This is a genomic window from Tenacibaculum sp. 190524A02b (genome assembly GCF_964036645.1).
Classification (GTDB): Bacteria; Bacteroidota; Bacteroidia; order Flavobacteriales; family Flavobacteriaceae; genus Polaribacter; species Polaribacter vairaonense.
This window is the reverse complement of sequence record NZ_OZ038525.1, coordinates 3,238,696-3,259,711: the sequence shown is the minus strand read 5'-3', so window position 1 is coordinate 3,259,711 and position 21,016 is coordinate 3,238,696. Positions and strand designations below refer to the sequence as shown.

19 protein-coding genes and 3 tRNA genes are annotated in these 21,016 nt (G+C 31.1%); 12 read left to right on the top strand and 10 right to left on the bottom strand.

The window, feature by feature from the left end; translation table 11 throughout:
* Positions 1–4: 4 nt before the first annotated feature.
* The 3 genes from ABNT65_RS13315 to ABNT65_RS13305 all read right to left on the bottom strand — a co-directional run bounded on the left by ABNT65_RS13315 (position 5) and on the right by ABNT65_RS13305 (position 7,201).
* A complete protein-coding gene (locus tag ABNT65_RS13315; RefSeq protein WP_348746039.1) occupies positions 5–5,287 on the bottom strand; it encodes a T9SS type B sorting domain-containing protein in 5,283 nt (1,760 codons plus the stop codon).
* Positions 5,288–5,437: 150 nt separating this feature from the next.
* Positions 5,438–6,133 (bottom strand): response regulator transcription factor, encoded by a 696-nt coding sequence (locus ABNT65_RS13310; RefSeq protein WP_348703473.1) that lies wholly within the window; start codon positions 6,131–6,133, stop codon positions 5,438–5,440.
* Between the two features lie 3 nt (positions 6,134–6,136).
* Positions 6,137–7,201, bottom strand: a complete 1,065-nt coding sequence (locus tag ABNT65_RS13305) for a sensor histidine kinase (protein ID WP_348703474.1) — start codon at positions 7,199–7,201, stop codon at positions 6,137–6,139.
* A gap of 191 nt (positions 7,202–7,392) precedes the next feature.
* Between ABNT65_RS13305 and ABNT65_RS13300 the strand changes: the two genes are divergently transcribed.
* Positions 7,393–8,259, top strand: coding sequence for a hypothetical protein (locus tag ABNT65_RS13300; RefSeq protein WP_348746038.1), 867 nt, complete (start codon positions 7,393–7,395; stop codon positions 8,257–8,259).
* Positions 8,249–10,432: a carbohydrate binding family 9 domain-containing protein gene (locus ABNT65_RS13295; RefSeq protein ID WP_348746037.1), complete on the top strand. Its 2,184-nt coding sequence runs from the start codon at positions 8,249–8,251 to the stop codon at positions 10,430–10,432. Before ABNT65_RS13300 ends, ABNT65_RS13295 begins: the two co-directional genes overlap by 11 nt.
* A gap of 279 nt (positions 10,433–10,711) precedes the next feature.
* On the opposite strand, the gene ABNT65_RS13290 is transcribed toward ABNT65_RS13295, so the two are convergent.
* The 4 genes from ABNT65_RS13290 to ABNT65_RS13275 all read right to left on the bottom strand — a co-directional run bounded on the left by ABNT65_RS13290 (position 10,712) and on the right by ABNT65_RS13275 (position 11,997).
* On the bottom strand, positions 10,712–11,521 hold the full coding sequence (locus ABNT65_RS13290) for an alpha/beta hydrolase (RefSeq protein ID WP_348739654.1): 810 nt from the start codon (positions 11,519–11,521) through the stop codon (positions 10,712–10,714).
* Between the two features lie 143 nt (positions 11,522–11,664).
* Positions 11,665–11,750: transfer RNA gene (locus tag ABNT65_RS13285), tRNA-Leu, on the bottom strand.
* A 62-nt stretch (positions 11,751–11,812) separates the two neighbouring features.
* Positions 11,813–11,901, bottom strand: a tRNA-Leu gene (locus ABNT65_RS13280).
* 24 nt (positions 11,902–11,925) lie between these two features.
* Positions 11,926–11,997 (bottom strand) — tRNA-Gly (locus tag ABNT65_RS13275).
* 169 nt (positions 11,998–12,166) lie between these two features.
* Between ABNT65_RS13275 and cyoE the strand changes: the two genes are divergently transcribed.
* From cyoE to tsaB, 10 genes are all read left to right on the top strand, one after another.
* Positions 12,167–13,069 carry a heme o synthase gene (gene cyoE / locus ABNT65_RS13270; protein ID WP_348703481.1) on the top strand — a complete coding sequence of 301 codons (903 nt, stop codon included), beginning with the start codon at positions 12,167–12,169 and terminating at the stop codon, positions 13,067–13,069.
* On the top strand, positions 13,069–13,659 hold the full coding sequence (locus ABNT65_RS13265; RefSeq protein ID WP_348703483.1) for a cytochrome c oxidase subunit 3: 591 nt from the start codon (positions 13,069–13,071) through the stop codon (positions 13,657–13,659). Before cyoE ends, ABNT65_RS13265 begins: the two co-directional genes overlap by 1 nt.
* Before the next feature lie 56 nt (positions 13,660–13,715).
* Positions 13,716–14,699: a cytochrome c oxidase subunit 3 gene (locus ABNT65_RS13260; protein WP_348703486.1), complete on the top strand. Its 984-nt coding sequence runs from the start codon at positions 13,716–13,718 to the stop codon at positions 14,697–14,699.
* A gap of 18 nt (positions 14,700–14,717) precedes the next feature.
* Positions 14,718–15,056: a cytochrome C oxidase subunit IV family protein gene (locus ABNT65_RS13255; RefSeq protein ID WP_348703487.1), complete on the top strand. Its 339-nt coding sequence runs from the start codon at positions 14,718–14,720 to the stop codon at positions 15,054–15,056.
* 69 nt (positions 15,057–15,125) lie between these two features.
* Positions 15,126–15,803, top strand: coding sequence for a hypothetical protein (locus tag ABNT65_RS13250; protein ID WP_348703488.1), 678 nt, complete (start codon positions 15,126–15,128; stop codon positions 15,801–15,803).
* Positions 15,790–16,437 (top strand): SCO family protein, encoded by a 648-nt coding sequence (locus ABNT65_RS13245; RefSeq protein WP_348703489.1) that lies wholly within the window; start codon positions 15,790–15,792, stop codon positions 16,435–16,437. Before ABNT65_RS13250 ends, ABNT65_RS13245 begins: the two co-directional genes overlap by 14 nt.
* Positions 16,430–16,960 carry a DUF420 domain-containing protein gene (locus tag ABNT65_RS13240; RefSeq protein WP_348703491.1) on the top strand — a complete coding sequence of 177 codons (531 nt, stop codon included), beginning with the start codon at positions 16,430–16,432 and terminating at the stop codon, positions 16,958–16,960. Before ABNT65_RS13245 ends, ABNT65_RS13240 begins: the two co-directional genes overlap by 8 nt.
* Positions 16,953–17,168, top strand: a complete 216-nt coding sequence (locus ABNT65_RS13235) for a hypothetical protein (protein ID WP_348703493.1) — start codon at positions 16,953–16,955, stop codon at positions 17,166–17,168. The genes ABNT65_RS13240 and ABNT65_RS13235 overlap by 8 nt, the downstream gene beginning before the upstream one ends.
* A gap of 220 nt (positions 17,169–17,388) precedes the next feature.
* The gene (locus ABNT65_RS13230) at positions 17,389–18,717 is read left to right on the top strand and encodes a TolC family protein (RefSeq protein ID WP_348703495.1); all 1,329 of its coding nucleotides are present in this window, start codon (positions 17,389–17,391) and stop codon (positions 18,715–18,717) included.
* Between the two features lie 100 nt (positions 18,718–18,817).
* Positions 18,818–19,492: a tRNA (adenosine(37)-N6)-threonylcarbamoyltransferase complex dimerization subunit type 1 TsaB gene (gene tsaB, locus ABNT65_RS13225; protein WP_348746036.1), complete on the top strand. Its 675-nt coding sequence runs from the start codon at positions 18,818–18,820 to the stop codon at positions 19,490–19,492.
* Between the two features lie 8 nt (positions 19,493–19,500).
* Here tsaB and ABNT65_RS13220 read toward each other — a convergent pair whose 3' ends face one another.
* The 3 genes from ABNT65_RS13220 to ABNT65_RS13210 all read right to left on the bottom strand — a co-directional run bounded on the left by ABNT65_RS13220 (position 19,501) and on the right by ABNT65_RS13210 (position 21,008).
* Positions 19,501–20,307, bottom strand: coding sequence for a mechanosensitive ion channel family protein (locus ABNT65_RS13220; protein ID WP_348703497.1), 807 nt, complete (start codon positions 20,305–20,307; stop codon positions 19,501–19,503).
* Between the two features lie 64 nt (positions 20,308–20,371).
* The gene (locus tag ABNT65_RS13215; protein WP_348703498.1) at positions 20,372–20,728 is read right to left on the bottom strand and encodes a DUF1304 domain-containing protein; all 357 of its coding nucleotides are present in this window, start codon (positions 20,726–20,728) and stop codon (positions 20,372–20,374) included.
* Between the two features lie 79 nt (positions 20,729–20,807).
* Positions 20,808–21,008, bottom strand: a complete 201-nt coding sequence (locus tag ABNT65_RS13210; protein WP_348703499.1) for a dodecin family protein — start codon at positions 21,006–21,008, stop codon at positions 20,808–20,810.
* Positions 21,009–21,016 lie beyond the last annotated feature (8 nt).

Genomic DNA, 21,016 nt, shown 5'->3' with positions numbered 1-21,016 from the left:
ATTACTATCTCACTTCGCTTCTTAACAAAGAAAAATGACCTTTATAACTTTGTATTTCATTGTCTTTTACAAATTGAAAACTATACCAATAATCGTTAGAAGGCATTTTTTGTCCGTTATGCGTACCATCCCAACCATTGCCACCATAAACTATAGTGGTTACAAGTTTACCAAAACGATTGTAAATATAAATTTTAGTATTTTCTGGAATTGAATTGGTAGGATCCGTAATAAACCAAGTAGGATTAATGCCATCGCCATTAGGAGTAAAGAACTTAGGGATGTTAATTTCTTTTTCAGGCTCTATAACTATATCTTCATCAACGATAACCCTAGTGCTGTAAATACAGCCATTACTTGTTTTTACATACACTGTATGTTCTCCTGCGGCTACATTTTCAAAAACTACTTGATTTTGATAGTTACCGTTTAGGTCATCCAAAGCATACGTAAATGTATCGGTAATACCAGTAACTTCAACAATTATGGTGTCATTATTTTCAACTTGTGAGGTAATATTAATCGTTCCAATATCGGCAGCAACTACTCTAAAGGTTTTAGTAGCTTCATTACAAGTACTATTTGTATTGGTAGCAATAATACTATAGGTTCCAGTAGTATTAATAGTGGCGTTAGCAGTATTAGAAACAATGGTGTTGGTGTCTGTGTTTACCCATTTAAAAGTATCAAAATTAGTGTTATCAACTTGGAGGTCAATGCTGTCGTTGTCTTCATTTCCAGTACAAAGTATATACCTGTCTTCAATAGCAATAGTGATATCGTTTTTTACTAACTTAAAACTAGTAGTGTTTTGGCAACCTCTACCATCAATATAAATACGTGCAAAAACTTCCGTTTCTTCTCCTGTAAAACTATGGTTTGAAGGATGCGGAATAGAGCTGTCTCCACTTTCTGCACCTATTTGAGAGGTATGATAGGTAACAATTAAATTAGCTCCTGTCTGATTCCCTATAACTTCAGTAGTTTTAGTTGTTAAATCAAAAACAGGGGTAGTGGTTGTGTCATCTACACATAACACATAATCTTCAGGCTTATTGGCTATAGGATCTACACCAGTTACTGTAAAAGCTTTAGTTTGTGAACAAGTTTCTCCGTCAATAGTATTGGTAATGGTAACACTATAATTTCCTGCTTTAGTTGCTATAAAGTCAGCTGTAGTACTCTCTTCAGTATTATCGTCTTCATTTCGCCAACTATAGGTGCTAAAAGTACCCAGCGTAAGCTGAATTTGAGTATCAGCAACGTTAGCACTATTGTTGCAAACTGCATAATCATCTTCTAAAGGAATAAAAATAGTATTCTTTTTTAACCAGAAAGAAGTAGTGTTTTGGCAGCCCTTGTCCTCTAAATACAAACGAACAAATATTTCTGTTTCACTTCCTTGAAAAGTATATTCTGAAGGATTCTGTATTGCTTCTGTACCACTTTGCGCATCCGCTAAATTGGTATGATAAGTTACGGCTAAATTTGTTCCTTGTTGGGTTCCTATAACTTCCGAGGTTTTGGTAGTTAAATCAAAAATAGGTTCGTCTTCGGTTTCTACACACATAATGTAGTTAGAAAGTGGTGTGGCAATAGGATCTACGCCGGTTACCACAAAGTTTTTAGTTTGTGAACAGGTTTCCCCATCAATAGTATTGGTAATGGTAAGACTGTAATTCCCAGTTTCAGTAATGGTTATATCTGCTGTGTTAGAGACTTCTTTACCTTTATCAACATTCATCCAGCTATAGGTGTCAAAAACTCCTACCGAAAGTAAAATTTGAGTATCGGCAACGTTAGCACTACTATTACAAATTGCATAACTTTCTTCTATTTTTGGGTTTACATTGTTTTTATATAATGTAAATGTACTTACACTATAGCATTCAGTCCCAGTTTCAGCAAATCTTGCAAAAACTTCTTGTGAATTTCCATCAAAAGAATAATTAGTTATATTAGTAATAGGCTCTGTATTTGTGTCTGCATTCTCCTGTGTTAAATGAAATGAAATTTCTAAACTAGTTCCTAAAACACTTTGCCTGATTTCCTCTTCTTTAGTAGATAAATCAAAAACAATATCATTACCAGTATCACATATTATATAGTTGGTAGTTACGTTATTTACAGAGGTTCCTTTAGTAATTTTAAAGGTTTTAATAGCTTCACATAAATTGTTTTTTGTTACCTTAATACTATAGGTTCCAGGTTTTGTTAAGGTTACTTTTGGTTCTGTTGAAATATCTTCACTTGTGTCTAAATATCGCCATTCATATGAATCAAAACCATCATTACTTAAATCTATTTCTACGGTAGAAATAGTGCCTGAGCAAATATTGTATTCTTCTTCAACATTGATACTAAGATCGTTTTTTATTAGTTTGAAAGAAGTACTATTATGGCATCCTTTATCTGCTATAAAAATTCTAGCGTAAATTTCCTTTTCAGTTTCACTAAAAGTATAATTAGTAGTATTGGTTATTGGTGCGGTTCCACTATTAGCTTCATCTTCTGTATTATGATATGTTATAGTAAAATTACCTACTTGCCCGTTTATAATCTCAACATCTTTAGTAGTTAAATCAAATATCGGGTCTTCGCCGTCTTTAATACAAAGTGAATACTCTGATGGTTGGTTAGCTATAGGATCTACTCCATCTACTTTAAATTCTTTAGTTTCTTCACAAACTCCTTTTCTTACAGTAACACTATAGGTACCTGCATTTGTAATTGTTACTTCTCTTGCTGTAGAAAACTCTGTTTTAATTCCATTAGCACCTAGAGTATTCCAGCTATAACTATCAAACACTTCTAAGGATAGTTTAACTTGTGAATCATTTGGATCAGTGCTATTATTACAAAAGGCATATTCTTCTTCTAAATTAATCGTAATTTCATTTTTGCGTAACATAAAAGAAGTGGTGCTTTGACATGTTTTACCTTGAATAAAAACTCTTGCAAATATCTCTTTTTCATCAGTAGTAATACTATAGGAATCTGGAGTTTGAATTATTTCTGTTCCAGCATCAGCATCAGCTTGTGAGGTATGAAAAGTTACCTCAGCTCCTTGTTGACTACCTAGTATTTCAGCGGTTTTAGTTGTTAAATCAAAAACAATATCTTGTCCATTCACTGAACACTCATTAAAATCTGATGGTTTATTAGCGGTGGGACTGATTACCTCAACTGTAAAATCTTTAGAAAGCTCACATCCGCCTTGTCCACCACTAGTTACGGTTACACTATAATTTCCTTCTTCAGTAATTACTACTTCATTTCCTGTAAAAAATTCGGTAGCGTCTCCATTGGTTGCTATTTTGTTCCAACTATACGTATCATATGAATCTAATGTTATACGTACTTCTTTATCAGTTGCATTGGCACTACTACCACAAAAAGCATAATTATCTTCAATAGGTAAAGTTCCTGTAGTACCGCTTTTTGACAACTTAAAAGAGGTTACTGCATAACACTGACTTCCTTCAAGATATATTCGTGCAAAAATTTCCTTTGTATCACCGTCAAATGTATATGCTGTTGGGTTTTGAATGGGTATTCCTCCCAACATAGCATGTTCTTCAACAGGATAATAATCTACTTTAATATTGGGTATTACTTGTCCTCCAATAACTTCGGCATCTTTAGTTGTTAAATCAAAAATACCTGTACATGAAGAATAGTCTTCTACTTCATTTGCTATGGGACGAACAGGGATGGTTACCGTAGTTTGTGGAAAAACAGTTTCAATTCCATCAACAGTTACTTTAACATCAATTGTATACTCTCTTGGTTCAGGAAAAAAGAAGGCACCTTTTTTATTTGTCAGTACTCCAAAAGTTTCTATGTCACCATCTTCGTTTATAAATTTAGCAACCCACTCAACTTTTTCAATAGGCGTTAATACTTCTACTGAAGTAGGTTCATATTGACAATTAGGGATAATTTCAATTTCAGGTTCTTGATAGCAACATCCTCCCACTTGCGAGTAGTTTTCAACTTGTTGTGCTGTATCACCTCCTGTTGGTTTTTCAAAAATTTTATCATTTGGAAAATGTTGTTTAACGGTTCTTAATAACGCTAACCAATCATATCTAAAACTTATGGTATTGGCTGATGAAGATGGTGCCTTTCCTTTTAATATAGTAAACGCTTGTTGAAGCGTACCCATAATATCTTGCCTTTTCACAATATCTTTAGGAGCATAGTGTCTTAATAAACCTCCTTTTCCTTGTACATCTATAGTTCCTCCTTCACCTAAAAAGAAACGTTCAATTATTTCCCAGGTAATTTCATAATCCCAAAGTGGAGTTGACGTATTAGTTGCTGCTTGTTCTCCTCTAGCTACAATACTTTCAATTACTTCCGTAATATGCTTTCTATAATCAGCATGTCCCGTAGGAAGTAAATCTCTTGCATTTGGGTTGTTTTTAGTAGCTTCATAATTATCTTTTTTCATCGTTTCTGCAATAGTAGCAGCTGCTGAAAAACCTCTATTATAAGTAACGGTCATAGAAGCCAAAGCATAATAGGGGTCAGCAGGTTCTTCAATAATTTGTTGCCAACATAAATCTTGTGCGTAGCTAAACCAATTATATATTGTAAAAAAGTTCATAATACCCAACATATACCCATTTACAGCTGGTGCTTCATTTAACCATGCTATATCGGCAGTTGTTCCTACATAGTTTGCCATAAAATCGGTAGGATCTACACCAGAGGTAGCAATATCACGAGCATTTGTTAAGTGTAATTCATATTTAGGAAAAAATGAAGGATATGCCATTACTCTATCTAATCCGGTAAACATTTCTACTTCAAAAGGACCAAAAGCTCCTTCTCCATTTGTTAAAGAAGTAGCACTAGCGTTTACAGTACCACTAAAAGTTTCTTTAGCTCCAATACCCATCATCCATTGCATATCAACATTCATATACTCTTGTCCCATTGTCAACGCCATCCAATACATGTAGTTAGAGTCATTTGCCACATATTGCGTACTGGTTTTATTAACAACTATTGGCAGCCCGTTATAAGGAAACATAATTTGTGTTTCTCCTAACCAAGTATCAAAAAAACCTCCGGAATACTTCCCGCCTTTGGTTCCTAAACCATCTAAATACCGATGATTCGTATCATAAAACGAAGGTGTAGTAATTAAATTCGATAATTGTTGTAGCGTAATGGGAGCCTCATCAGTAGGCTTTTGAGTTTCGTTACAGGGCTCATTTTGAGCAAACAGATTAGTTATTGCAAAGAGTACAACTAATACAAAATAAGGGGTTTTCATATGTAGTTTTATGTTATGTATGTACTAGTGTGATTTTAAATAACACTAGTACTATAAACTCTATACAACGGAGTAATTGTGTTTTTAGCGTATGGTATTCTAACTTTATCTAATACTTTTTAAGCTTTATTAGAAAATGAAATAAAAAACTTATTTCAAAACCTCAAAAACTAAACTTTTATAACTGTCTCCTATAGGGATTTCAAGAGTGTTTATTTCTACATCATGTTTGGTGAAGGCGGTAACTTTTTGAGTATTTATAATATAGGATCGATGAATGCGTAAAAAACGAGTATCTAATAAATTTTCAAAAGAAGAAATACCATGTTTTATTACATGAGTTTTTGAAGTAGTAATGATTTTAATGTAGTTTTTAATACTTTCAATATAAAGAATAGTGTCAAATAATAACTTAACCTGTTTTCTATCTTCGGTAACAAATACATAATCTTTATCTGTTTTTGTATTGGTAGTAGTTGGTGTTTGATTGGTGTTTTGAGTAGCCAAAAATTTTTCAATAGCTTTAAAAAAACGAGGAAAAGTGATGGGTTTCAACAAATAATCAATAGCATTTACCTCAAAACCATCAACAGCATATTGCCTATATGCAGTAGTGAAAATAACAGCAGGCTTATTAACTAAGTTCTTATAAAAATCAATTCCCTGTAAAACGGGCATCTCAATATCAGAAAAAATAAGATCTATACAATGTTCATTTAACACCTTACTAGCTTCTATAGCACTTTTACAAGAAGCAATCACTTCAAAATGATCAATGTTAGCAATATGATTTTCAATAAGTTTTCTAGCTAACTTCTCATCGTCAATAATTAAACATTTGTACATATACTAACGTTTTTCTAATTCTAAGGTAATAAAAAAACTATCAGGATTATCCTCAATAGTTAAGGTATATGCATTAGGATATATTAAACTCAGTTGTTTTTCTACATTTTTTAATCCTATCGATTTTTTTAACGGACTTTTGGAAGTACCCATTATAGGTTTGGTGTTAAAAATAGTGAATAGAATATTCTTTTTATTTGTAGCTAATGTTAAGGAAACTTCAGCAATATCAAGTTCGTGTTTTACGCCATGTTTAAAAGCATTTTCAATAAAGGTTAGCAATAAAAGTGGAGCAATTTTTACAACTTCCTGTATATTGTTAGTAAAAGAAATCTTAGCACGATCTTCATATCTAATTTGTTCTAAAGCTAAATAGTTTTCAATCAAATCAACTTCTTTATAAATAGGAACAAAAGTATCGTCGCAACCATATAACATATAATCTAACATTCCTGAAAGTTTAGCAATTACCTCAGGTGTTTTATCTGATTTTTCTACTGCTAAAGAGTAAAGATTATTCAAAGTGTTGAATAAAAAGTGAGGATTTAGTTGATGGCGTAATACCTTTAACTCGTCAATTTTCTTTTGTTCACTTATTTTAGACTGGTAGTATGCTTTTTCATAAAATTTCAAGGCTACTAAAAAGAATAAAGAAGGTAGATAAAAAATAGGCAAACGGATATAAATAGATTTCCAATCGGTAATACGATCTAGAAAAGATTGCTCTCCATACATTTTTTTATAGGTAACATAACAGTCTACATACACTCTTTCTAAATAAAACATCCATACAGTTGCATAAAAAACATTAATGATAAAGAAAATGAGAAGGAAAGAAATTATGCCTTGCCATATACTTTTATTCTTTCTGTATCTGGGGATTATAATGTGTAAAATACTATAGGCTATTAAGACTTGGAAAAGAACATGAAAAAAATAAGTAATTAAAAGTTCTTCTATAGAACTAAAGCGCTTATAAGCAGAAGTAGTATAAAACAAAAAAACCACTACCCAAAATAAGGTGTGTTTATAAATAGGTTTATTTATTTTTTGTAGAAATGAACGCATATTGATTGGTAAAAATACAGATTACAACAATGAATAGCTCTATTTGGGGACGAATATCATGTTAATGGATACAAAACAGGCTTTTTAAGAGAAGAAAGTTTACGTAACCTTAAAGTAAGAGTTGGTACACTTTTAAAAAAATGAACTATTTCACTTTTTAGTTTTGAAGCATTCTATAAATACTTAGTAAAATGAAAAAAATAGCTTTTATAATAATTATAGCTTTAATAGTTGCCTCATGCACTATAAAAAAAGAAGGGTATGGTGAAATATTATCCAATCCAACATTAGAAAAACTTTGGGAAACTGATAGTGTTTTGTCAGATTTAGAATCAGTAGAGTATGATGCATCTAAGGATTTACTTTATGTGAGTAGTATTAATGGACATTGGTTAAAACCAAATGGAAAAGGGTTTATTAGCAAGGTAAATTTAAAAGGAGAGGTTGTTAACCATAAATGGATTGCAAATATAGAAGGGCCAACAGGCTTGACTTTATTTAAAAATAGATTGTTTGCAGCTGATTTTGATAAAATTATAGAAGTTGATGTAAATAATGCTAGTATTATTAAGAAACATATAGTCAATGGGGCTGAACGTATCAATGATGTAACGGTTTCAGAGGATGGTACTGTTTATGGAAGTGGTACAAAAAGCGGAAAACTATTTGCATTGAAAAAAGGAAAAGTAACCGTTGTAAAAAGTAATTTGAATTGGCCTAATGGACTTTTAGTGGAAGGAAATCATATTTTAATAGGTTTGGGAGATAAATCCATACAAAAGTTTGATTTGAAAACGAAGTCGACAAGTATTTTAACCCAAGGAATTTCAAATCCTGATGGAATTGTAGCTATAGGAAATGGTGATTATTTAATTTCTAGTTGGGAAGGAATGATTCATTATGTAACTAAAAACGGGAAGAAAACCTTATTGTTAGATACCACTAAAGAAGGAATAAATGCAGCAGATATTACGTATATACCTTCTAAAAAAATGTTGCTAGTACCAGCAATGTTAAAACACAAATTAATAGCTTACAGATTGATCGATGAGAAATAATATTTTAACAATTATAGGTGTTTTTTGTGGTTTTTTAACTGGAGTTTCACAAAATAAAAGTATTCCAATAATAACAAATGAAGTAATAACAATAGATGGAAAGTTAGACGAAAAAGTTTGGCAGCAAGCTGAAGTGTTTTCAGAGTTTAATAATTTCTATCCTAATGATGAGGGGAAGGCAACAAATAAAACAGAAGTACGTGTTTTTCATAATGGTAAATATCTATATATAAGCGCTATTTATTTTGATACTACCTCAAATAATAAAATAAGTACATTAAAAAGAGATAATCATGGGGATGCTGTGGTTGGGAGTGATGCTTTTGGTATTGTATTAGATCCTTTCAATAAGGAAAATAATGGATATTACTTTACCTTAAATGTAGGAAATACGCAACAAGATGCTTTGGTAGATTTTAATGGTACTGACTATAGTTTTAATGAAAGTTGGAATGCAGTTTGGGAGTCAAAAACAACAACAAAGGGAACACAAAAAGTTTATGAAATAGCAATTCCATTCAAATCATTAAACTTTGATGTGAATAATTCAGTTTGGGGAATGCAGTTTTTTTACCGTGATTTTAAAACAAATTCATGGATGACCTATACAGATATGTCTCGTAATTTTTTTCAATTTGACCTACGATTTACAGAAGAGGTAAGTATAGAAAGCTTGCCTAAAAATAGTAATGCTCCTTTTACAGTAACACCATCTATTACTTATAATTATGAGAAAAATGTTATAGATGATAAAAATACTTCTACATTCAAACCAAGTATTGATGTGCAGTATAATATTACCTCTTCATTACGATTGGACGCTACACTTAATCCAGATTTCTCTCAAGTGGATGTAGATCAACAAGTAGTAAACCTAACCCGATTTGCGATTAATTTTCCTGAACGTAGAAACTTTTTTTTAGAAAATAGTGATTTGTTTAACAATCTAGGAACCTATGGAGTAAATCCTTTTTATTCAAGAATTATAGGTGGAACAACCAATATGCAATTTGGATTAAAACTTTCAGGAAACATTTCATCAACCACAAGAATAGGAGTTTTAAACGCACAAACAGAAAAGGAGGGAAGTAAAGTTGCACAAAATTATGCGGTGGTGGTTGGTCGTCAAAAACTATCGGAAACATTTACTACAACTGGATATCTAGTCAATAGGCAGGAGACAGATGGTTTTTATTTTAAAAATAATTATAACCGTGTATTAGGGCTAAACCTTAATTATAGGTCAAAAAATAAATTATGGTCGGGACAAGCAAATTATGGAAAGAGTTTTAGTAATACTATTCATACCGATAATAATTTTTTTAATATTGAAACTCAATACAATACTAGAGAAACCTTTATAAAAGGTGCTTTTAAAACGCTTGATAAAAACTTTATAACGGAGGTTGGGTTTACACCAAGACTTTATAATTACGATGCCATAAATAAGCTAACAATTCGTGATTCTTATTTGGATTCTTATATGGTTTTTCAAAAAACACATTACCCAACCAATTCTAAAACCATTGATAGATATCGTTATTTGTCAATTGTGAATGATGCTTTTTGGGATGGGAATGGAGTTTTAACAGAAATGACAACCGTTATAGGGAATTCTTTATGGTTTAAAAAGAATTTAGCGTCCTTATACCTGAATATAAAACATGATTATTTTGACTTAAAATATGGATTTGATGTATTAAACAATGATAAACCTATAATACCAGGTGTTTATAATACTACGGATATTACTTTAGGATATAATAATCGTGCCACCAATAAGAATATGTACTATGCTTCAGAAGTTTTTTATGGAGGGTATTTTAATGGATATAAAAAAGGATTTGAAACTGAAGTAGGCTACCGAATGTTACCCTTTGCACAGGTTAATGTAAATTATTCAATGAACCATATAGATTTAGAAAATTTAGGAAGCGAAACTTTTCATTTAGCAAGATTTACTGGAGAAGTATTTTTTAATAACCGATTAAATTGGACTACCTATGTGCAATACAATACCCAATTTAATAATTTTAATGTAAATACAAGGTTGCAATGGGAATACAAACCTTTGTCTTATGTTTACTTAGTGGTAACTGATAATTTCAATAAGTATTTAACTAGGACTAATTGGGGAGCTGCATTAAAACTAAATTATCGTTTTGATTTTTAATAAAGATGTTGTTACTCTGAGAATATAGTAATAAACCCGTTGCACATTTAGAAACTTTACAATGAAGTAATTTAAACTTTTTTCGCTGCAATCAAAAAAGTTTAAATCATTTCAATATCAAATATGTCAGTTTGAGTGTTTTTGAGGTACGGGAAAACGTATTAAAAACTATTTTGAACAGAAACGTTACTTCTCAAAATAATTTTTCTTCCTTGTAGTCTGAAAAAATCACTACTAAAGTGAGAGTATTGTTCTCTATATGTGCAACGGGTTAATAAGTTATTTATTAGTTTTAAGAATTCCTTTGTAAAAACTATCCAAAAACAAAGAGTTGTGCGTGTCTTCTGGGTAAAGTTTTGTTGTTAGTTTTATGTTTTTCTTTTTGGCTAGTTCCTTTATAAAGTCTTCTATTTTATTTTTATGAAACTCAGGAATTGGTTGGTAAGTTAAGTGAATCGTAACTTTTTTGTTATTATAGTTCTTTTTGAATCTGTTAATTACCTCTCCGTTGCTAAACCATATAGAAGGATCGTATATATGTAATACTTCAAAAGGATGATTTAATGATAAAATGTAGCCGCCAAAATAACCACCGTAAGAATGACCAATTAATGTTTCATGATTATTAGTAGCATACTTTTTATTTACATCGGGTATCAATTCATTAGTTAAATAGTTAAAAAAGGGCATTCCTTTTCCTGAATTCGTATCGTTATACCAAGTTGAATCAACTTTATCACCATCGTATTCTATGTTAGATTGACTAAAAGTAAGGTCTTGCCCTCTTTTCTTTTCCATATCTATATGAGGAATGCCTACTATAATTGAATTTTTAATTTTTTGATTAGCTCCTAAATCGAAGGTTATATTTTTAATAAGGTCAAATCGCCATTCTGCATCAAAAACATAAATAACAGGGTATTTTAATGAGTCACTATAATGAAGAGGAAGGCTAACCCAATAATCTCTACTTTCTTTTAAATGTTTTGAGTGGATTGTATGTTTAATAGATTTGTTAATGCAAACAGTATTTTGAGCATTAGAAAGTTGAATAGTTAAAGTGAATAGTATAAGTAGTAGTTTTTTCATATTGATTGGGTAGTGTCTGTAATAAAATAGAGTATTTTTTATGTGATAAAGATAGCTAATTATTAAAAGTTAAGAGTAGTAAAAAAGAGAGGAAGCGTAAGTGTATAAACAAAAAACCTCAACTATAATAGTTGAGGTTTTAGTACTGAAGGCGGGACTTGAACCCGCACGGGCATTACGGCCCATTGGATTTTAAGTCCAACGTGTCTACCAATTCCACCACTTCAGCGTATATATTTTTTTGACTACTTTATTTAAAATAAAGCCTCACTAATAAAAGTGAGGCTTTCGTGGTACTGAAGGCGGGACTTGAACCCGCACGAGCATTACGGCTCATTGGATTTTAAGTCCAACGTGTCTACCAATTCCACCACTTCAGCATAACCTCTTTATAAAAGGATCAGAGCGAAAGACGGGATTTGAACCCGCGACCCTCACCTTGGCAAGGTGATGCTCTACCCCTGAGCTACTTTCGCGTAGTCAAAAATTTTATTTTAATGAACGTGCATTACTGTGAATGCGGGTGCAAATATAACACGTTTTTTTGAATTACAAAGTAGTTTTTTGTTTTTTTTAATTAATTTCAAAAAATATGGTCATTATATAATAAAGAAATATCTTTGCAAAAATTTTTTAAGTAAGACGGTGAGTACGGTATCAACAATACAAGGTAAAACATCTGTAAAAACATTGTTTTCTGATTTTAAACAGCTTACTAAAGTTGGTCTTTCAGTAAGTGTAGTGTTTACATCAATTACAGGGTATTTACTTGGGGCTGATGAAATAAATTATAATACTATTTTGCTTTTAGCAATTGGTGGTTATTTTATGGTAGGTGCGTCTAATGCATTTAATCAAGTTATAGAAAAAGATATAGATGCATTAATGCAACGAACCAAAAATCGACCGTTGCCGTCTGGAAGAATGTCGGTAACTTCAGCATTAATAATAGCTTCTATATTTACAATTGCAGGAATTGCTATACTATACGCTATACATCCTAAATGTGCTTTATTTGGTGCTATATCTATATTCTTATATACAAGTGCCTATACACCATTAAAGGCAGTGACTCCTTTGGCAGTTTTTGTAGGTGCCATTCCAGGAGCTATTCCCTTTATGTTAGGTTGGGTAGCTGCAACAGGTAAATTTGGAATAGAAGCTGGTTTCTTATTTATGATTCAGTTTTTTTGGCAATTTCCACACTTTTGGGCCATAGGTTGGTTGCAGTTTGAAGAATATAATAAGGCAGGTTTGCATATGTTACCTATGGATAAAAAAGACAAAGGAGCTATTGTGCAAATTATTTTTTATACCTGTGTTATGATTTTAATGTCTGTAGCACCAGTATTAAAGGTAACAGGGAAGTTTTATATATACCCAGTAACAGCAGTAATCATTTTTCTTTTAGGAGCCTTAATGTTAGTGTATGCATTTAAGTTGTATAAAACCGAAGAAAATACTGATGCAAGAAAATTAATGTTGGCAAGTGTGTTTTACATTACTATAGTGCCAATAATATATGTTGTAGATAAATTTTTACATTAATGAGTGAGCAAACACAAACAGTTGACGAAGAATTAAAAGTTGCTAAAAGAAAATCAGCAAAACCAATGTTATGGGTTTCCATGATAAGTATGGTCATGTTTTTTGCTGGACTAACCAGTGCGTATGTAGTAAGTATGAACCGTGAAGATTGGGTAACTTTTGATTTACCACAAGCTTTTTATATTAGTACGGTTTTAATTGTATTTAGTAGTATTACTTTGTTTTTATCTCAAAGAGAACTTAAAAACGACAGATTACAACAGTCATTAGTCCTTTTATTAATAACATTTGTGCTAGGATTAGGCTTTGTTTGGTATCAATATGTTGGATTTAATCAATTAAAAGAAGTAGGCTTGTATTTTACTGGACCAGAAAGTACGGTGTCAACCTCTTTTATTATAGGAATCACTTTTATGCATGTTTTACACCTAATAGCAGGGGTAATTGTATTATTAGTAGTTATTTATAATCATTATAAAAAGAAATATTCATCCACCAATATGCTTGGGTTTGAGCTAGGCGCTATCTTCTGGCATTTTGTAGATGTTTTATGGATTTATCTATTTTTCTTTTTCTATTTCATTAGGTAATTAAAAATGCGTAATTTTGGCGCACTGTTTTAACAAAAATTAACTAAAAAGTATTTATGGGAGCAAATATTGCTGTAAATTCTGACAACAAAGAAACCTGGAGCGGAGGTGGTGTAAAGCCATTTGGCGCTAGTTATGGTAAAATGATGATGTGGTTTTTCATATTATCAGACGCACTAACCTTTTCTGGATTCTTAGCAGCGTATGGTTTAACACGTTTTAAATTTATTGACTCTTGGCCTATTGCCGATGAGGTATTTACGCACTTTCCTGGTTTACATGGTGTACACGCACCAATGTATTATGTAGCTTTAATGACGTTTATTTTAATTGTATCTTCTGTAACTATGGTGTTAGCAGTAGATGCAGGTCATCAAATGAAGCAAAAAAAGGTAGCTTGGTATATGTTTGCAACGATTGTTTTTGGTTTAATTTTCGTTGGATCACAAGCATGGGAGTGGAAAAACTTTATCAACGGTTCTTATGGGGCAGTTAAAACTTCTGATAACCATATTTTACAATTTGTAAAAGATGGACATCAAATAGCGTTAGCTGATTTTGTTCATACGGAAAGAAAAGATGGTAGAGTACAACATGCTAAAGAAAATGGATTGTGGTTTGAGAATGAGAAAACAATTTCTCAATATTCTATAGCGCAAGTTCAAGAAGCATTTAAAAAAGATCCATCTTTACGTATAAGAACTGAAAAGATTAATCTTGAAACTAAGCAAAAAATAATTTTATCAAGAGAAGAAAGTTTAGCACAATTAGCAAAAGCTACTATGGTAGTAGAAGGAGCTAACTTACATGTTAATGAATATGGAAATCCAATTTTTGCAGACTTCTTCTTCTTCATTACTGGATTCCACGGATTTCACGTATTCTCTGGAATTGTATTAAATATTATCATTTTCTTTAATGTTGTTCTTGGAACTTATGAAAGAAGAGGACATTATGAAATGGTTGAAAAAGTAGGATTATATTGGCACTTTGTAGATTTAGTTTGGGTATTCGTATTCACATTCTTCTACTTAGTATAATCATAAAAATATTGTAAAATGGGTCACGCACACGAATCAAATACAAAAAGAATCTGGATTGTATTAGCAATCTTAACCGTATTAACAACTGTTGAAGTTGTATTAGGTATATTAAAACCAGCTGCCTTACATTTACATGGGCCAGGAACAAGTTGGTTAAACTGGATATTCATTATATTAACCATTTTCAAAGCATATTATATTGCTTGGGCTTTTATGCATTTAGAAGGAGAAAAAACATGGTTTAGACGTTCAATAGTTTGGACAGCAGTGTTTTTAATTTGCTACCTTGTAACCTTAGTATTAATAGAAGGAGGTTATTTATACGATACATTAGCACCATTAGTAAAATGGTAATCAAATAAAATAAATAAAAAGAGGTGGTGTTTAACCGCCTTTTTTTAGCTCTAATCGTAATTTATAATTATGAGTAAAAAACAAAAATTCATAGTATTATTTGCCCTTTTTATAGTCCCATTATTATTTTATATTTTTTTACAATTAGGAACTCATAACTTTGGTAAACTACCCGTAGTTTCTAAAAATGTAATCGATATTTCCTTAATAGATAAAGGGTATTCTTTTAAAGACAAGGTTTCAGTAGTTACGTTTTTAGGAAATGATATTGAAAAAGCTGATGCTGAAATATTTAATTTAAACGAAAAAGTTTATAAAAAGTTCTATGGTTATTCAGACTTTCAACTAATTTCATTAGTAGCAAAAGGTCAAGAAGATGCAGTAGAAAAATTAAAGAAGCGATTAAGTATTAATACAAACTTAGTAAAGTGGAGATTTCTTTTCGCTTCTGAAAAAGAAATAGAAGCCATATATGAAGGTTTAAAAACAAGCATGTCTTTAGATTTGAATTATCATACCTCAAAAGCATTTATCATTGATAAAGAAAACAATCAACGAAGAGGGAAGTCAACAATCAAAAGCCAAGAGAATAAAGAACTATTAGGTTATAGTATGAAGTCGGTTGCAGAATTAAAAAATGATATGCATGATGATATTAAAGTAGTATTGGCTGAATATAGTTTTGCATTAAAGAAAAACAGAAGTGAAGATAGAAGGATAAATAAGATTTCAAATGAAAAAAAATAAGTATTCATACGTAGGAATATCGTTTATAATTTTGTTGTTTGGTATTTATGCAGTGCCAAAAATTGTGAGACATTTTCAAACAGCAGATTTACATACCTTTAATAAGGTGCCAGCTTTTGAGTTTATAAATCAATTTGGAGAAACCGTAAATAATGAAAGTTATAAAGGGAAAGTATATGTGGTAGAGTTCTTTTTTGCTACCTGTCCTACAATTTGCCCTATAATGAATCAAAAAATGGTAACGATTCAAAATGAGTTTATGGGGAATCCTAATTTTGGAATAGCATCATTTTCAATAACACCAGATATTGATACACCCAATCAACTAAAAGAGTATGCTAAAAGATATGGAATTAATCATAAAAATTGGCATTTATTAACAGGGAAACCAGAAGAGGTGGTTTTTAAATTGTCTAACGATGGCTTTAAATTACCTGTAGGTGTAGGTGATAATGATCATGGAGGATTTTATCATTCAGGCTTATTTGCTTTAGTAGATAAAGATGGATATTTGAGATCAAGGTATGATGAACATGGAAACCCAATAGCATTTTATAGAGCTCTTGAGGAACATGGGCTTTCTGATCAGGTTAATGAGTTAAAACAAGATATTAAATTGTTGTTAAATGAGTAATACAAGCATAGAAGAAAAGAAATACAAACGATTTATAACTATAGTATCAATAGTTATTCCATTAGCAGTAGCAGCTTTGTTTGGGATAAAAATTCCTAATGTAGAACCATTGTCTTTTTTACCACCTATTTATGCATCCATAAATGGACTGACTGCTGTTTTATTGTTGGCTTCTGTAGTGGCTATAAAAAAAGGAAATAGAAAGTTACATGAAAAACTAACTACCACCGCAATTATTTGTTCAGCATTGTTTTTAGTAATGTATGTTGCCTATCATATGACTTCCGATTCAACAAAGTTTGGAGGAGAAGGGATTGTAAAATACATCTATTTATTTATACTAGTTACGCATATTATTTTGTCAATAGTTGTTATTCCATTTGTATTAATAACTTTTATGAGAGCGAAATTATCTAAATTTCCTGAACATAAAAAAATAGCAAAAATTACATTTCCTTTATGGTTGTATGTAGCGGTAACGGGAGTAATTGTTTATATAATGATAGCGCCATATTATGGATAAAAGAATAACACTTTTTTTAATATTTTTTTTAGTATTAGAGTTTTCTAATGCTCAATGTGCAATGTGTAAGGCGGTTGTAGAAGGAGGGAATGAAACAATGGCTGAAGGAGTGAATAATGGAATTACCTATTTAATGATTTTTCCATACATATTGGTAGGAGTTTTATTTTACTTTATTTATAGATATAAAAAGAAAAACAAAAATTAATTACAGAAAGCATTCTTTTTTTGTAACATAATTAAACAATGTTCGTCATATATTGGCAAACAATAAAAAAAGCTGTTCAAAAGCAAACACTTTTATGTTCGTTTTTAGACGGTTTTTTAATTTGTCAAAAACTAAACTTCTGATTTTTAGTTGTTTGTTTTTGTTTTATTGTTTGGAATATATATTGAAACAAACTAACAGAACATAAAAATATTAGGTTTTGAAAACAAAAATTGTATTACTAGCTACACTATTAGCTACTTTGGGGGCTTATTCACAAAAACAATGGACTTTAAAAGAATGTGTTAATTATGCATTAAAAAATAATATTAGTATTAAGCAAAATAAATTAAATTTAGATGTAGCTGAAACTAATGTTAAAAGTGCTAAAGGAAATTTTTTACCTACTTTGAGTGCTTCTACCAGTGGGTCGTTAGGAATTGGTCCAGTTATTAATCAAATAACAAACACAAGGGTTGGGTCTACAACTTCATTTGGTGGTTCAGTTGGTATAAGTGCAGGGTATACAGTTTTTAATGGTTTTAGAAACTTAAATACCAAAAAACAAGCTTTATTAGGAATTGAACAAAGCCAATTAGATATACAAAAAATCGAAAATGATATTTCGCTAAATGTTATAAATACTTATTTGAATGTATTATTTGCCAAAGAAAATTTAGCAGTGGCTTTAGTACAAGCAGAAATTAGTAAAAAACAGATAGAAAGAGCGAAGGCACAATTTGAAGCAGGCGCTATTCCTAAAGGAGATTTGTTAAATGTGGAATCTACAGCAGCCAATGATCAACAAAATGTAGTTCTGCAAGAAAATACTTTGAACTTAGCTTTGTTGAGGCTTGCTCAATTATTACAGGTTTCATCTGAGAATTTTGATGTAACTAAGATAGAAATAGATTCTCCATCAGCTGCTTTGTTGTATAATAGTTCTAAACAGGTGTACGAAAAAGCTTTATTTAACATGCCTGAAATAAAAAGAGAAAAACTAAATGTGCAAAATTCTGATTTGAATATTGAGATTGCTAGAAGCGCTTACTTACCATCTTTATCATTATCTGCAGGAACAAGTTCGGGGTATTTTTATGATTTAAAAACAGATATTTCTCAGGGAGGTTTATTTAAACAATTAGAAAATCAGTTGAGGTATAGTGTTGGGTTCAATATCAATATACCAATTTTTAATGGCTTCAAAACCGACGCGAATGTTGAACAATCTAGGATTAATAAAAGTATTTCAGAGTTAGCTTTAGAGAATCAGAAATTACAATTACAACAAACTATTGAACAAGCATTTTTAGATGCCAAAGCTGCGGCTAAAACGTATGAAGCAGCACAAGTTTCTTTAGAAGCACAAAAAGAAGCTTTTAAAAATGCACAGGTAAGTTATGATTATGGAACGATGACACAATTTGATTATGATCAAGTTCGTAATCGTTTAGTGAATGCGGAAGGGGCCATGATTAGAGCTAAATATGATTACGTTTTTAAAACAAAAGTATTAAAATTCTATTTTGGGGAATCGATAATAGATTAAATGAAGGGATAATTTATTGTTGATATATACGACCTCACCTAACAAGGTGAGGTTTTTGTTTATAATGTATTGTATCTTTGTAAAACAAAATACTTGATTAGTGGCATTAATTTTAAACATTGAAACAGCAACAAAAAACTGTTCAGTAAGCATTGCAAAAGAAGGAGAGGTAGTCGCATTTAAAGAATTAAATGATGGTAATTATTCACATGCTGAAAAATTACATCCTTTTATAGAAGATGTTCTTAAAGAAGCTGGTATAAATAGAGGAGCTATTGATGCAATAGCAGTAAGTAAAGGACCAGGATCTTATACAGGACTGAGAATTGGTGTTTCTGCGGCTAAAGGTTTGTGTTTCTCATTAGATGTTCCTTTAATATCTGTTGATACTTTACAGTCGTTAGCTATGCAGGTTGAAATTGAAGAAGGAATTATTTTACCTATGTTAGATGCAAGAAGGATGGAAGTGTATTCATCAATGTATAATAGAGAATACATACAACAAAGAGAAATTAAAGCTGAAATTATAGATGAAGTTTCTTTTCAAGAGCTATTAGAAACAAAGAAAGTCTATTTTGTAGGAGATGGAGTGGATAAGTGTAAAGAAGTTATACTTAATAAAAATGCTTTTTTTGTTGAAGATAAATTTCCTTCAGCAAAGGAAATGGCCATCTTAAGTTATGAAAAGTACAAAAAAAACGACATCGAAGATGTCGCTTATTTTGAACCTTTTTATTTAAAAGATTTTGTGGTTACTCCTCAAAAAAAGAAGTAATTATTCATTTAACCTTCTTTTTGTATTTCAACAGAGTGAGGGTAAGGTATTTCAATTCCAGCTTTGTCTAATTCTATTTTTACATTTTCTGTAATGTGAAAGTAAGCATCCCAATAATCAGCAGAATTTACCCAAGTTCTAGTGATAAAATTTACAGAGCTATCTGCTAATTCACCAACTATTACAGCAGGAGCAGGAGTTTTTAAAGTAAATGGCGTGTTATTAATAACACTTAATAATACTTCTTTGGTTTGTTTGATGTCTGCATCATAAGAAACACCAAAAGTTAAATCAACACGTCTTGTTGGTTCAGCGGAATAATTAATGATGTTTCCATTTGATAACGCTCCGTTAGGTAGGATAACTTCTTTGTTGTCAATAGTATTTAATTTTGTAGTGAAAATCTGTATGTCCTTCACAACTCCTTGTTCACCTTGTGCCTCAATATAATCACCAATTTTAAAAGGTCTGAAAATCATAATTAACGCACCTCCAGCAAAATTAGCTAAAGACCCTTGAAGAGCCATACCAATAGCTAAACCAGCTGCGGCTATAATAGCTGCAAAAGAAGTTGTTTCAACACCTAATTGCCCAGCTACAGTTACAAATAAAAATATTTTTAACGCCCAACTTGTTAAACTAATTAAAAAACCTTGTAAAGAAGCGTCTAATTCACGTTTAACCATCACTTTTTTAACACCTTTCATAATTAGTTTAATAATCCATAAACCAATAATTAGGATAATAAATGCTGAGATTACTTTTGGACCGTACTCTAGCAATAATTCTTTTAACTTTTCAATGTTTGTTTCCATTTTTAATTTGATTTTTAATGATTTGTTATTTGATAGCGTAGTAGAAGTAGTTTTTGTAGCTAGATTAGAGGGCAATAATACTAAAAAAAGCTAATAAGGCTGGTATAGATTGCACGATAAATATTCGTTTATTTTTAGTAGAGTAAGCACCATACATTCCAGCAATAAAAATACATATTAAGAAAAAAGTAGCAGTGTTATCATTCTGTAAAATCATAGACCATACTAATCCAGCAGCTAAGAATCCATTATAAAGACCTTGATTGGCTGCAAGAACTTTAGTTTCTTCGGCAAATTCCTTACTTTTTAACCCAAAAGTTTTAATTCCTTTAGGTTTAGTCCAGAAAAACATTTCTAATATTAAAAAATAAAAGTGTAATAATGCAACAATGCTAATAAGTATGATTTGTAATAAGTTCATATGTGTAGTGTTTTTTTGTAAAAAGAATGCGATTCTGAAAAATCAAAACCGCATTTGAATAGTAGTTGTTTTTATGATATTACTTTACCTCGAAAGTAATCTTTAAATTCACTCTAAATTCACTCACTTCATCATCATTAACAACAACACTTTGCGATTGTACAAAAGCTGATTTGATGTTTTTTACTGATTTTGAAGCCTGTTTGATAGCTTGTTTAGTTGCATCTTCCCAGCTCTTTTCAGAGTTAGAAAGTACTTCAATAACTTTCATTACTGCCATAATAATTT

Excerpts from the sequence above, each read along its gene's own strand:
- ABNT65_RS13255 (WP_348703487.1), top strand. The coding sequence starts at position 14,718 with ATGGGTCACGCACACGAATCAAATACAAAAAGAATCTGGATTGTATTA.
- ABNT65_RS13305 (WP_348703474.1), bottom strand. The coding sequence starts at position 7,201 with ATGCGTTCATTTCTACAAAAAATAAATAAACCTATTTATAAACACACC.
- ABNT65_RS13210 (WP_348703499.1), bottom strand. The coding sequence starts at position 21,008 with ATGGCAGTAATGAAAGTTATTGAAGTACTTTCTAACTCTGAAAAGAGC.
- ABNT65_RS13265 (WP_348703483.1), top strand. The coding sequence starts at position 13,069 with ATGAGTGAGCAAACACAAACAGTTGACGAAGAATTAAAAGTTGCTAAA.
- ABNT65_RS13245 (WP_348703489.1), top strand. The coding sequence starts at position 15,790 with ATGAAAAAAAATAAGTATTCATACGTAGGAATATCGTTTATAATTTTG.
- ABNT65_RS13250 (WP_348703488.1), top strand. The coding sequence starts at position 15,126 with ATGAGTAAAAAACAAAAATTCATAGTATTATTTGCCCTTTTTATAGTC.
- ABNT65_RS13310 (WP_348703473.1), bottom strand. The coding sequence starts at position 6,133 with ATGTACAAATGTTTAATTATTGACGATGAGAAGTTAGCTAGAAAACTT.
- ABNT65_RS13215 (WP_348703498.1), bottom strand. The coding sequence starts at position 20,728 with ATGAACTTATTACAAATCATACTTATTAGCATTGTTGCATTATTACAC.
- ABNT65_RS13300 (WP_348746038.1), top strand. The coding sequence starts at position 7,393 with ATGAAAAAAATAGCTTTTATAATAATTATAGCTTTAATAGTTGCCTCA.
- ABNT65_RS13260 (WP_348703486.1), top strand. The coding sequence starts at position 13,716 with ATGGGAGCAAATATTGCTGTAAATTCTGACAACAAAGAAACCTGGAGC.
- ABNT65_RS13235 (WP_348703493.1), top strand. The coding sequence starts at position 16,953 with ATGGATAAAAGAATAACACTTTTTTTAATATTTTTTTTAGTATTAGAG.
- ABNT65_RS13315 (WP_348746039.1), bottom strand. The coding sequence starts at position 5,287 with ATGAAAACCCCTTATTTTGTATTAGTTGTACTCTTTGCAATAACTAAT.
- ABNT65_RS13220 (WP_348703497.1), bottom strand. The coding sequence starts at position 20,307 with ATGGAAACAAACATTGAAAAGTTAAAAGAATTATTGCTAGAGTACGGT.
- ABNT65_RS13295 (WP_348746037.1), top strand. The coding sequence starts at position 8,249 with ATGAGAAATAATATTTTAACAATTATAGGTGTTTTTTGTGGTTTTTTA.
- ABNT65_RS13240 (WP_348703491.1), top strand. The coding sequence starts at position 16,430 with ATGAGTAATACAAGCATAGAAGAAAAGAAATACAAACGATTTATAACT.
- ABNT65_RS13290 (WP_348739654.1), bottom strand. The coding sequence starts at position 11,521 with ATGAAAAAACTACTACTTATACTATTCACTTTAACTATTCAACTTTCT.